General features: G+C 56.8%; 9 protein-coding genes and 2 pseudogenes. 9 read left to right on the forward strand and 2 right to left on the reverse strand.

All coding sequences use genetic code 11. From position 1 onward, the window contains the following. Positions 1-126 precede the first annotated feature (126 nt). From ABIA40_RS03135 to ABIA40_RS03160, 6 genes are all read left to right on the forward strand, one after another. The gene (locus tag ABIA40_RS03135) at positions 127-486 is read left to right on the forward strand and encodes an SgcJ/EcaC family oxidoreductase (protein ID WP_404539040.1); all 360 of its coding nucleotides are present in this window, start codon (positions 127-129) and stop codon (positions 484-486) included. A 503-nt stretch (positions 487-989) separates the two neighbouring features. Next, the gene (locus ABIA40_RS03140) at positions 990-2,504 is read left to right on the forward strand and encodes an amidase (RefSeq protein WP_404539043.1); all 1,515 of its coding nucleotides are present in this window, start codon (positions 990-992) and stop codon (positions 2,502-2,504) included. A 218-nt stretch (positions 2,505-2,722) separates the two neighbouring features. Further along, the gene (locus tag ABIA40_RS03145; RefSeq protein ID WP_036008276.1) at positions 2,723-3,898 is read left to right on the forward strand and encodes a sugar ABC transporter substrate-binding protein; all 1,176 of its coding nucleotides are present in this window, start codon (positions 2,723-2,725) and stop codon (positions 3,896-3,898) included. A 67-nt stretch (positions 3,899-3,965) separates the two neighbouring features. Further along, a complete protein-coding gene (locus ABIA40_RS03150; protein ID WP_370157831.1) occupies positions 3,966-4,928 on the forward strand; it encodes an ABC transporter permease in 963 nt (320 codons plus the stop codon). Next, positions 4,925-6,466, forward strand: coding sequence for a sugar ABC transporter ATP-binding protein (locus ABIA40_RS03155; RefSeq protein ID WP_051056927.1), 1,542 nt, complete (start codon positions 4,925-4,927; stop codon positions 6,464-6,466). Before ABIA40_RS03150 ends, ABIA40_RS03155 begins: the two co-directional genes overlap by 4 nt. A gap of 40 nt (positions 6,467-6,506) precedes the next feature. Next, complete coding sequence (locus ABIA40_RS03160; protein WP_404539047.1) at positions 6,507-7,478, forward strand: ABC transporter permease; 972 nt, start codon at positions 6,507-6,509, stop codon at positions 7,476-7,478. A 224-nt stretch (positions 7,479-7,702) separates the two neighbouring features. Here the strand turns inward: ABIA40_RS03160 and ABIA40_RS03165 are convergent, their stop codons facing one another. Together ABIA40_RS03165 and ABIA40_RS03170 are read right to left on the reverse strand one after the other, a co-directional pair. Further along, positions 7,703-8,425: an LrgB family protein gene (locus ABIA40_RS03165; protein ID WP_036008273.1), complete on the reverse strand. Its 723-nt coding sequence runs from the start codon at positions 8,423-8,425 to the stop codon at positions 7,703-7,705. After that, entirely contained in the window at positions 8,422-8,805 is a 384-nt protein-coding gene (locus tag ABIA40_RS03170; RefSeq protein ID WP_404539049.1) for a CidA/LrgA family protein, read from the reverse strand. Before ABIA40_RS03170 ends, ABIA40_RS03165 begins: the two co-directional genes overlap by 4 nt. A gap of 1,016 nt (positions 8,806-9,821) precedes the next feature. Here ABIA40_RS03170 and ABIA40_RS03175 point away from each other — a divergent pair. From ABIA40_RS03175 to ABIA40_RS03185, 3 genes and pseudogenes are all read left to right on the forward strand, one after another. Then, positions 9,822-10,141: pseudogene (locus ABIA40_RS03175) on the forward strand (biotin synthase); the annotation flags it as partial. A 74-nt stretch (positions 10,142-10,215) separates the two neighbouring features. Then, a pseudogene (locus tag ABIA40_RS03180) lies at positions 10,216-10,521 on the forward strand (PLP-dependent transferase); the annotation flags it as partial. A gap of 36 nt (positions 10,522-10,557) precedes the next feature. Continuing rightward, positions 10,558-11,355, forward strand: a complete 798-nt coding sequence (locus tag ABIA40_RS03185; protein ID WP_050992062.1) for a MetQ/NlpA family ABC transporter substrate-binding protein — start codon at positions 10,558-10,560, stop codon at positions 11,353-11,355. The last annotated feature ends 255 nt before the right edge of the window (positions 11,356-11,610 follow it).

The following is an 11,610-nucleotide window of genomic DNA, read 5'->3' on the forward strand; positions in this document are numbered from 1 at the left end:
TGAGGCGGCAATCTCAATGGTCGATCGCCAGGAAGTGTCAAAAGCGACTCATCTCGTGTTTTACAGTATTCCAGCAAGATGTCTTCGTCATTTAAGTGGGTATCTAATTTTAATCGAGACGATATGATGCCGGACGTGCGCGCGTTCCTGGTGCTCTGGGCGCAAGCCTTCAACGCTCACGACGTCGACAAGCTGGCGGCCTTGTACGCACGTGACGCGCTACTGTACGGTACATCGAGCTCGAAGCTCTATTCGGGTGCTGAAGAGATTCGAACCTATTTCCGTCGCACGCATACAGTGGAATTTGAAGCTTGGCGTTCTGCGAGATTGGCCGCCAACCTCGTTCTGGTGGTGGGCAATTATGTCTTTTCCCAATCTTCCACGGATCACATAGCGGCGACACCGGCTCGTTTCACCTTCGTGCTGAGCCACAAAGACGATGCGTGGCAGATCTTGCATCATCATTCGTCCGCAGCCCCTGACTAGTCGATCTGTAAAATTTGCCCGCGACGAGGATGTGTTCGAACAACACATCCAATCCGCTTTGCGTCATCTCGCCTCGCTTGACGTGCGGGAGTGAACCTCCAGGCAGCAACTTTGGACTCTGCATCAGGGGTACCGCAATCCACGGCTCTTGAGCGAGCGTCGTTGGCTACCTGTCGCGGTGATCTTGGATCGCTTCTATTCCGACAGCTTCTGGATTGTAAACGCGAGAGCCAAATCTCGGTGCCAGCAGTTCGGTGTGTTAGTACACAAATGATCTATTCCCCGGTAGGACTAATAATTGTCGCGCTGAATGCGCATTATTCCCGCATAAATTGCTTCTTTTTTCGGCGATTTTTGTAGGATGAATTACTCAAAATTACCCAGTTTTGAGCGCGGGCTCGGTGACTCGGCTGCACCAAGCATATTTTCTTGAAATGTTAGTGACGAGCCACCGCAGAGCGGCCTCACAAATACGAATAGCCCACCTCGAGGAGGAAAGCCCAGTGTCAATCGTCCCGCCTACACCAGCGCAGTTGCGAGATGTCGCAGGGCAATGCGGTCTTTCACTTTCCGATGAAGACCTTGTCTCCTTCCGCGGCCTTATCAAGGGGGCGCTTGAAGCCTACAACTATGTCGACGCCGTTCCCGACGAATTGCCTGCGGTGAAGTATCCTCGCACGCCGGGATATCAGCCGAGAGCCGAGGAGAACCCGCACAACGCCTGGTATCGAAAGACGAGGGTGCTGGGGGCGCCTAGTGGGAAGCTCAAGGGAAAGACAGTCGCGCTGAAAGACAACATCATGCTCGCCGGGGTGCCCATGATGAACGGCTCGGCGACGCTCGAAGGATTTGTTCCTGATATCGATGCGACCATTGTCAGTCGGATGTTGGACGCGGGCGCCGAAATTGCAGGCAAAGTCCACTGCGAATGCTTTTGCACATCCGGCGGCAGCCATACCGGTGCGCTCGGACCCGTGCACAATCCTCACAAGATGGGCTACTCCGCAGGAGGCTCGTCTTCGGGCTCCGGGGTTGTCGTTGCCCTTGGCGAAGTCGATATGGCGATCGGCGGCGATCAGGGCGGTTCAATACGCATGCCCTCGTCCTTTTGCGGAATCTACGGCATGAAGCCGACTTGGGGCTTGGTCCCCTATACCGGCATCATGCCCAATGAAATGACGCTGGATCACACCGGTCCGATGACCGCAACAGTCGCCGACAACGCATTGTTGCTTGAAGTGATTGCTGGAGACGACGGTTACGATCCGCGCATCAAGGCGCCGAAGGTCGAAGACTACACCAAAGCGCTCGGCCAAAGTATCAGTGGATTGAAGATCGGCGTTCTGAAGGAGGGCTTTGAGCAACCCGGAGCGGAGGCGACTGTCAACAGAAGCGTTCGTGAAGCGGCCAAGCGCTTCAGAGATCTCGGCGCCTCGGTAGAGACAGTGTCAGTGCCGATGCACCTCCAGGGAGCCGCAATCTGGACGCCGATCGGTACCGAGGGCGCGACACAGACCATGATGTTCGGCGACGGCTATGGTACCAGCCGATCGGACCTCTTTTCACTGTCGCTCATGGACTTTCATCGCGGCTGGCGGCGGAAAGCGAATTCCCTGTCCGAGCAGGCGAAGCTGTTCCTGATGCTCGGCACATTCATCAATAACAATTATGGGCCGCGATTTTACGGCAAGGCGGTCAACATATCTCGCCGCCTGAGGGCGGCATACGACAACACGCTTAAGGATTACGATCTTCTTCTAATGCCAACGACGCCGATGAAGGCGACCCAGCTTCCTCCGCAGGATGTCAGCCGAGAGGACTATATCGCGCGCGCGACTGAGATGTTCACCAATACCGCTCCGTTCAACTTCACGCACCATCCCGCTATGTCGCTGCCCTGCGGAATGGTGGATGGCCTGCCAGTGGGTTTGATGCTTGTTGGTCGTCACTTCGAGGAGACGACCATCTATAGGGCGGCGCATGCGTTCGAGCAGATTGGCGACTGGAAACAAATGTAGAAGCAATGGGACGGGTGACGCCGAAGCTGTCCCGCCATGATCAATACCACAACCTTAGATGTGACGAGGGAAAGTCGCGCGTGCGAGCACGCGGCGTAAGAGATGACTCGTCAATTTTCTCACGCCAAACGCGATATCGAGAGATGACGGCGCCTGCACGCGGATTGCGGACTCTTTGAGAGACGATCGAGGTTTGAAACGAGTAGAGGAGGGAACTAATGCGCAACTTGTCTGCCTACGTTTTTGCAACAGCCGCTCTGTTGGCGTCGTTTACAGCCGCAAGGGCCGAGGATGTCCTGTCCGAGGTCTCCACGCTGGAGAACGAGTATTTCAACAACTGGTCGCAAGGTGCCGAGCAGGCGGCGAAAGCGCTCGGTTTGAATTACCGCATCCTTTCGGGAAAGGGTGATGCCGCCAAGCAAATCGAAATCTACGAAGCTCAGTTCGCGGCGGGCGTCAAAATTACATTCGGCGAGAATCTGGTCGCTGCAAACATCAAGCCCATCGTCGAGATGGCGAAAAAGGCAGGAGCAGTGCACGTTGCTGTCTGGGAATCTCTGCCGGGCTTTCATCCTTTGGACGGTGGGACCGACAACTATGCCTTCGCGACCTTCTTCACGCCGGACGACGTCGACAACAGCTATAGAATAGCAAAGCTGCTTTTCGACAAGATCGGCGGAAAAGGCAACGTCGTTCATATCACAGGCTTTCCCGGGGTCGATGCGGACATCGCCAGAACCGCAGGCTTCGAAAAGGCCCTCGCTGGATACCCGAACATCAAGGTCGTCGCCCGCCAGCCAGGAAAATGGAACCAGGTCGACTCCCGCAAGGTCATGGAAGACCTGCTGGTGGCACATTCCAAGATCGATGCGGTATTCGGTCAGAACGACTCGATCGCACTCGGAGCCATGCAGGCCGTTGAAGATGCTGGTATGCACATCCCGATCACAGGGCTTGACGGCAACGGCGAAACCCTGAAGCTGGTGAAGGAGGGCCGAATTCTTGCTACCATGGGCTTTACGCCACAGTGGCAGGCCGGTTTCGCACTTGTGCGGGCGTACGACGCCTCCAAGGGGTTCAAGCCGAGTCCGTGCGAACGCATGATGTACACGGGGGCGACGCTGATTACGGCTGCGAATGTCGACAAGTATCAGGCGTTTCTTGCAGGGGAAAAGCTGCCCTTCGACTGGAAGAAAATGTCGCGCGCGCTCCATCCCAACGATTGGGACCCTCAAAACTACGTCTGGCCGATCGACGTGAAGACCTATTGGGGAAGCCGTATGCCCGCCGGTTACAACCTTCCGAAGCCATATCAGGAAGCCTTCGACGCGGGTTGTGTGGGGAAGCTGACGGCGGAGTATAAGGACCACTACAAGCAGCGAATTCCCGAGTAAAATGCGCCTGGATGCCTCCCTTCTCGAGGGAGGCATCCCTCCAAGAAATGCTCAATCGGATCGCAAAATGTTGCAGGCATGGCAGGTCGGGCGTGGGGATGGCGAGCTAGCGCGGCGCATCGTAACCATTTCGGTGTTTGCTGTCGCATGCGCGGCCATCGGCTTGGCGGCCCCCTCATTTTTGACCGTGGGAAACCTGAGGGCGATTGAGCTATCCAGTTCTGTCCTCTTGGTTGCATCGGTCGGTGCGACTTTCGTCATTTTGATGGGCTCCATTGACCTTTCGATCGGAGCGATCGCGAGCTTCTGTGGCATGCTGGTTGCGCGGATGGCGCCGGACTTCGGTTTCTGGGCAATTCCCATTGTTTGTCTGGTGGGCCTGTCCTGTGGTGTGATCAACGGGCTCGTCTACGTCTACCTCAGGATCCCCTCCATCCTGGTGACGCTTGCAACCGCAACGACTCTCTCGGGTGCCGTCCTCTTTGTCTCTGATGGCCGTTCGCTGACGGTAACTGATGCCGCCGTGATCGACATCGCTCAGGGCGCATGGCTGAATGTGATTCCCAATGCGGTCCTGATTTCCCTCGTCATCTATATGGCTGCAGTCGTTCTAGGGGCGCGCACTCGGTTTGGCCGTATGACGCTTGCACTTGGAAGTGACGAGCAAACAGCCGCTCTTGTTGGAGTGAAGGTCAATACGATCAAAATACAGGCGTTTGCGTTGTCCGGCCTCCTGGGGGGTTTTGCCGGAGCGTTATTGGCCGCGCGTCTTGGATCCGCCACAGCGACAATGGGCAGCTTCATGACTCTGGACACCATTACCGCGGTGGTCGTCGGCGGTACTGCGATCACCGGAGGATTCGGCAACGTGCGCCTGACGATTCTTGGGGTGCTTTTCACGACGACTCTTTCGAATGGTCTGAACACGCTTGCGCTCGCGCCTCATCTGCAGGCGATCATCCAGGGGGTCGTCATACTGTTCGCTGTTCTCCTCAACACGAAGCGTGTGAGCGCGGAGGACGTGAGATGACGGCAGTACGCAATCCAATCTTCGCGATGCGAGGCGGATCCAAGAGCTTTAACGGCAATTGGGTCGTGGAAGGAGTTGATCTTCAGATTTTTCCAAACGAGATTGTCGGCATCGCAGGTGAAAATGGGGCGGGAAAATCCACGACCCTCAAAATGATCGCTGGCATCCATTCCCCGAATGGGGGCGAGATGGAGTTATTCGGTAAACCGTTCAAGCCCCTCCGTTACACCCAGGCCGTCGAGGCCGGGATCTCGATGGTGTTCCAGGAGCAGGCCCTTATTCCCAGCCTTTCCGTCTATGAAAATATCTTTCTGTCGCTCGAAGTCAATTTTACCAACCGGCTGGCCCTCGTTGATCGAAAAGCGATGATTGCCCACAGCGAACGGCATCTGAAAGACTTGGGTCTTGCGCACATCGACCCACGTCGGCGGACGAGTGACTACGCCTTCCACGACCGGCAGATGATCGAGATTGCCAAAGCCTTTGCATTGGCTGAGTACTTCCACATTGACCACCCTATCATCCTGCTTGACGAACCGACCGCGGCCATCGGTGAGCGCGAAGTCAGGCTTCTCTTCGACTCGATCCGCCAATTCCGTGCGCGCGCATCCTTCGTTCTTATCACTCACAGGCTTTCCGAATACATAGAGCTGTGCGATCGCATCTATGTTTTCAAAGATGGTCGAAACGTGGGTGAGTTTGCCGGAGAACGGATTTCCGAGCAGAACCTCCACATGGCGATGGTGGGGCGAATCCGGGATGAGGAGTACTTCAAGGAAAAGCGCCAGCTGGACGTCACCGAAGCGCCGATTGTGATTTCGGCGAATGGGCTTGAGGGCGATAACGTCAGGAACGTCAGTTTCGATGTTCGAAAAGGCGAGATCGTCGGACTTGGCGGACTGGTTGGATGCGGCAAAGAGGCCGTTGGAAGGGCAGTTGTCGGATTTGATCCGTTTCCGGCAGCCGGCACCGTCGAGGTGAACGGAAAAGTCCTGCCCCTTCGGAGGCGTGGCAAGGCCGCCATCGCAAATGGCGTAGGCTTCGTCCCCAAGGAACGAAAGACCGAAGGCATCGTACCTTACATGTCAGTCGAAGCGAACATTTCTCTGGCTTCGCTGCCCCTCGTCTCCCGGCTGACTGGAATCATATCGGCAGCGCGAGAACGGTCTTTAGCGCAGAAGCACGTCAATGGCTTACGGATTCGATGCAGCGGGCCGACGCAACTCTGCCAATTCCTCTCCGGCGGAAACCAGCAGAAGGTCGTGCTGGCAAAATGGCTGGCGCGAGGGGTACAGGTTCTGGTGCTCGACAATCCTACCCGTGGTGTTGATGTCGGCGCAAAAGAGGAGATCTACAGTGTCCTCAGGGATCTGACGGACCAGGGAGCAGCCATTCTTCTGATATCGGACGATTTGCTCGAGCTCATCGGTCTGTCAAACCGGATTCTGGTGATGCGCGATGGCGAGATCCAGTTCGAGCGGGACGCGCCTGCCAATGATAAACCGACGGAGCAGGAACTTGTCAGGCACATGGTCTGAGACAAAGGCGCGTAGATCGAGATTGCGACTCGAGGCTACAATGGAGATCGCGAGGCAGTTTGTTCAGCGTCACCGCGCGATCATAAATCCAGGTGGCCCCGCGCTTCTGCTGCTGACGATGGTCATCGTTTTCACAGCCATCAATCCTCGCTTCCTGAGCTGGATAAACCTTTTCAATCTGATGAGACAGTCCTCCATCCTGCTCATCGTGGCGACCGGCATCACCTTTGTCATTCTCATGGGAGCAATCGACCTTTCCGTCGGCGCGATCGTGACCTTCGTGGCAATCTCCTCGGCAGTTCTGATCCGGGATTTCGGGTTCAGCGCCGCTGCGATCCTGTTTGCTGCTTCCGTCATCGGGGCGCTTTGCGGCCTTTTCAACGCCATTTTGGTGCTGCGCCTGCGGATCCCGTCCTTTGTCGCCACCCTCAGCACCATGACCATCATTGGGGGCATTTCCACCTGGATCAGTGGCGGTGTGAACGTGTTTTTTCGCAGTCCGGATCTCACATGGGTCGCATCCGGTGTAATGATCGGGCGCATTCCAAACTCGGGAATTCTGGCGCTTCTGATATTTGCGGTCGCCTCTTTTATCGGTGCGAGAAGCCATTTCGGGCGATCTCTGTTTGCAATTGGCGGGGGAGGAGTGACGGCTCGGCTTTCGGGCATCGATGTTCTTCGCACGAAAGCAATCGCGTTCGTCGCATCCGGAATGCTCTGCGGAATTGCAGGCTTGCTGCTTGTCGCGCGAACCTCGACCGGAACCGCCCGGATGGGCGATGACCTTTTGCTTCAGGCGATCGCAGCTGTGGTCATGGGCGGCACCGCTCTTTCAGGCGGTTCAGGAGGCGTGCATCGAACGCTAATCGGGGTGTTGGTGATTGCCGTTCTGCAAAATGGCTTAAACATCGCAGGGGTGCATACCTACATCCAGATCATGGTGACGGGCCTTATCGTCATCCTGGCCGTGACAGTCACGCTCGATCGATCACGGCTTGCCTTCATCAAGTAGACGGGATCTGTTCCGGTATTGAGCGGGTCAATTGGGCGGCTTCCTTGCACAGGCTTCCCTTTCAGGCTTTATCTTGTTTTATGGGAGTGCGAGTGGTGTCCAAACAGCGCCCATGGACATCTCGGAACGTAAACGATGGCTATGAAGGTGCTACTGGCGAAGCGGTTCGTCTCTGGACATTCTTCGTCGATGCAGAGTCCAATAGCGGCGAGAGGTCTCGCGCATCATTTTATCAATACCGTTACTGCGAACGGCACCAGGAAGGATGTCACAAGGGCATTCAGGCCCATGCCAAGGCTTGAGAACACACCAGCGATCTCATCAACCTGGAAAGCGCGTGCGGTGCCGATGCCGTGCGCCGCGATGCCTGCGGCAAAGCCTCGAGCCCGAAAATCGATGATGCCTGTCCAGTTCATCAAGGGGGTCACGATGATGGCGCCCATGATACCAGTGAGAATGACTGCGACAGCAGTCACCGACGGATCCGCATGTAGCGTTTCGCTGATTCCCATTGCAACGCCGGCCGTGAGTGACTTCGGCGCAAGAGACAGGATAGTTTCGAGGGGAAGCCCGGCGGCCTCGGCAAGAAGGACCACAGATGTGACAGCTGTAACGGAGCCGGCAACCAGGGCGGCCAGCATCGGAACGATCGCCGCGGTGACCAGCTTGCGATTTTCATAGAGAGGCACGGCGAGCGCGACGGTTGCAGGCCCCAGCAGAAAATGTACGAACTGCGCACCAGCGAAGTAGGTTGTGTAGGAGGTACCCGTCAGAAGCAGAAACAAGCCGATGATCCACATCGCATGCAACACAGGGTTGCCGAGTGGATGACGGCGCGTTGCAACTGATACCGCGTCGGTTATTGCGTAGACCAGCAAAGTGATTGTCAGCCAAAGTAAGGGGGATTGCGACAGATAGACCCAGAGCGAAAACGGATCTTCCTTCATCGAGCGTCCTCTCGGCTTGTGAAGCGACTGACAATCTGGAACGTCAGCACGGTCGCGAGCAAGGTCACAGTCACCGACACCATAAGAATGCAAATGATGCCTATGCCATGCGCAGCGAGCAGATCAAGTTTCTGCACGACCCCAACGCCGGCTGGCACAAAAAGGAGCGACAGGTGAGTCAACAGTCCCTTGCTGACATTCTCCACGCTATTATCCCGAAACGGTCCTCGGGCCATCATCACGAAGCGGTCGCGGGCAAGCAGCATGATCAGCAAGAGGAGGAGACCAAGCACAGGCCCTGGCAACGGCAAGCTCAGACCTTGCACAATGATCTCGCCGATGAGTTGGCAGAGGAGGACAACAGTGAGACTCGCGATCATGAACGACCCTTACGATAAATCGCATCAAGTCGTTGAGGACCTGACGCATAATCCACAGCCTCCGGCAAAGCGCGATGCATCGTGGCCAAAGACGAAGCGACTCTAGTAATCAGTCCTTATCCTCGTCGGAATTATCGCGCACGCTCCTCTCCCTGTGAGAGAGCTTGCTAGGCAGGCAGCATTGCCTCGTCGATTTTCGATCTACGGTGACCGCAATACGTATTTCAAAAATCAGGAGGTCTCAAGTTTTCTGTGCATGGTTTGGCAAGCACAACTGGTGCTCATCTCGTGAGCCTCTGATCTCTCTATCTCCATTGTTTGGCCGTTGGTCAGAAAACGCACGATAATTGCAAATTGTGTCTCACATTCTTCGGATGCTGGGATCGATTTTTTTTATTTGCTGGTTGGCAAGCCAAGTGTCCGGCCTCGATAGGTTGAAACCGTTATCTGTGTAGGCCGCGAGTTTCTCACGATCTTCGTCCGGTCGCCTCTCGAGGTCGCCTGGTCTATTTACCCAAGGTTACCCCGATGCTGCGTCGTGCCCCAATGACCCAGGCGAGTTCATTTGGAAGAATGGCGATTGGAAGCAGGACTTCACTCCGTATCTCGAACCGTTTGATGACGTTCCAATGCGCAAAGTCGAAGTCGAATCGTTCCGCAATGCGAGCGGAAAGAGGTCGGCAGTGTCAATGGGCGACCACGATTGAGATTCTGTTTTGTTGCTCGGCTCCGCTGGCAGACCGGCTCGTCTGCTTTCTCCCAAGACTTAGGCCGCTGTTGGAGAATCCGGCAGCGGCATTTTTTGGAAGGCTGCCGGTTGTCTCATTCATTGATGCGCACCCAAGAAGGATGTCGCTGGATAGTGTTGTTGTCAAAGCAGGGCTCGCTGGATGGCTGCCACGCCCGTCAGGTGGTGCGGCACCAGCCCGTGGGGGTGCCTGAGGAGGGAGGCGCGGTGTAGTTGCGGACCGCGAACTTCTGATACTGCCTGCACAACATCCATTCCCGTGATTGCACAGGACCGCATCGACACGCTGGACCGCGTGTCGCGCAGCCGGCATCAAGGTCTGCTGTAGCGGCATCATCGGAATGGGCGAGCAGGCTACCGACCGGCTCCGCATGCTAGTGCTGCTCGCCAACATGACCGTTCACCCGGAGAGTGTTTCCATCAATCTTTGGAATGAAGTCAAGGGGCGTCCCGGTCAACGTAACCGCGGAACGGCCGGATCCCATCGATGTGGTGCGCCTCGTTGCGGTGGCGCGCATCATGATGCCACAAAGCGTGGTCCGGCTCTCTGCCGGACGTCAGTACATGACTGATGAATTGCAGGCACTCTGGAAGCGATGTGCCGGATGACGAGCGCCGTCTCTATGAAAACCACATGCGGCCTTTCCATCGGCAAGAAGCCGTATCTGAAGGACGGCTATGGAGCCCACGTCGGCTTCGAGCTGAAAGGCGGCGTCGAGGCCGGCCGTCGCTTCATCGATGCGCTCAAGCTGTTCTATCACGTTGCCAATATCGGCGACGCACGGTCGCTCGCCATTCACCCGGCGTCGACGACGCATCAGCAATTGACCGCCGCCGAGCAGCTCGCCGCCGGCGTCACGCCAGGCTATGTCCGCCTGTCGGTCGGCATCGAGCATCCCGACGACATCTTGGCTGATCTCGGCCAGGCGCTGGCGCAGGTCGATGCCGGCACACGCAAGGCCGCCTGAATCGCATCATCCAAATTGCAACGGAAATCTAGAATCATGAAAATCCTTCGTCGTACAACCCAGGCCGCCGGTCTTTGGCTCGCATTCACGGCAACCGCCTTCGCCGGTGAACCGCTGAAGATTGCGACCAGCGCCGGCCCGGTTGCCCAATTGGCGTCCTTTGCCGCCAAGCTCGCCAAGGAGAAGGGGCAGGACGTCAAGATCGTCGAGCTGTCGGACTGGATGGCGTTGAACGAGGTCGTGAACAGTGGTGAGGTCGACGCCAATCTGTTCCAGCATGCGACTTATCTTGCTCTTCAGAACAAGCAGCGCGGCTTCAATCTGGTGCAGGCCGACAAGGTGGGCGTGATTGCGTCTGTCGGCCTGTTCTCGAAGAAGATCAAGACGCTCGACGAGATCAAGTCCGGCGACAGCGTCGCTATTCCAAACGAGCCGCTCAACGGTGCCCGCGGTTTGATCCTGCTGGAACGGGCTGGGCTGATCAAGCTTGCGCCCGGCAAAGGCTTTTCGGTCAGCAAGCTCGACATCATCGAGAATCCAAAGAACCTCAAGATAGTCGAGCTCGACCCCGCCCAAACCTATCGGTCGCTCGACGACGTAACGCTGGCGCTCGTCAACATCACTTACCTTATTCCGGCCGGCGGCGATCCGAAATCCGCCCTGATCATCGATCGCACCGCTGACGATGGCCTCGTGCTGCGCTTCACGGCCCGGCCCGACAAGAAGGACGATCCGCGCCTGAAGGCATTCATCCAGGTGTTCAACTCGCCGGAGGTGAAGCAATTCATCGAGGAGAAAGTCCCGGCGTTCATCCCGGCGGGGTTCAGCAGCTAGCGCGCCCTCGAGGGAAAGCTTCGGCATGATCTATGTCGTCGACGTGAATCAGATGAGCTTTGCCTTCATGGCCGGAGTGAGGGCCACGCTTCAGAGATCGCGGGATCGCCGGCGTTTGTGCAGGCTCTGGGGCGCTTCTTCCTGAATCGACAGGGCTCCGAGGCGTTGAACCGCCGCCCGCGTGCCGCAACCGTTCAGGAACCCGCGCTCTTCAACGACATGTCTTCCGAATTCGCGGATGCTACGGCGGATGTC

It is taken from the genome of Bradyrhizobium sp. USDA 223, from assembly GCF_044909005.1.
Lineage (GTDB): Bacteria > Pseudomonadota > Alphaproteobacteria > Rhizobiales > Xanthobacteraceae > Bradyrhizobium > Bradyrhizobium yuanmingense.

What these genes read in the sequence shown, in the direction of transcription:
- ABIA40_RS03135 (WP_404539040.1), top strand. Translation starts at nt 127, where the DNA reads ATGCCGGACGTGCGCGCGTTCCTGGTGCTCTGGGCGCAAGCCTTCAAC.
- ABIA40_RS03165 (WP_036008273.1), bottom strand. Translation starts at nt 8,425, where the DNA reads ATGAAGGAAGATCCGTTTTCGCTCTGGGTCTATCTGTCGCAATCCCCC.
- ABIA40_RS03145 (WP_036008276.1), top strand. Translation starts at nt 2,723, where the DNA reads ATGCGCAACTTGTCTGCCTACGTTTTTGCAACAGCCGCTCTGTTGGCG.
- ABIA40_RS03170 (WP_404539049.1), bottom strand. Translation starts at nt 8,805, where the DNA reads ATGATCGCGAGTCTCACTGTTGTCCTCCTCTGCCAACTCATCGGCGAG.
- ABIA40_RS03155 (WP_051056927.1), top strand. Translation starts at nt 4,925, where the DNA reads ATGACGGCAGTACGCAATCCAATCTTCGCGATGCGAGGCGGATCCAAG.
- ABIA40_RS03185 (WP_050992062.1), top strand. Translation starts at nt 10,558, where the DNA reads ATGAAAATCCTTCGTCGTACAACCCAGGCCGCCGGTCTTTGGCTCGCA.
- ABIA40_RS03150 (WP_370157831.1), top strand. Translation starts at nt 3,966, where the DNA reads ATGTTGCAGGCATGGCAGGTCGGGCGTGGGGATGGCGAGCTAGCGCGG.
- ABIA40_RS03160 (WP_404539047.1), top strand. Translation starts at nt 6,507, where the DNA reads ATGGAGATCGCGAGGCAGTTTGTTCAGCGTCACCGCGCGATCATAAAT.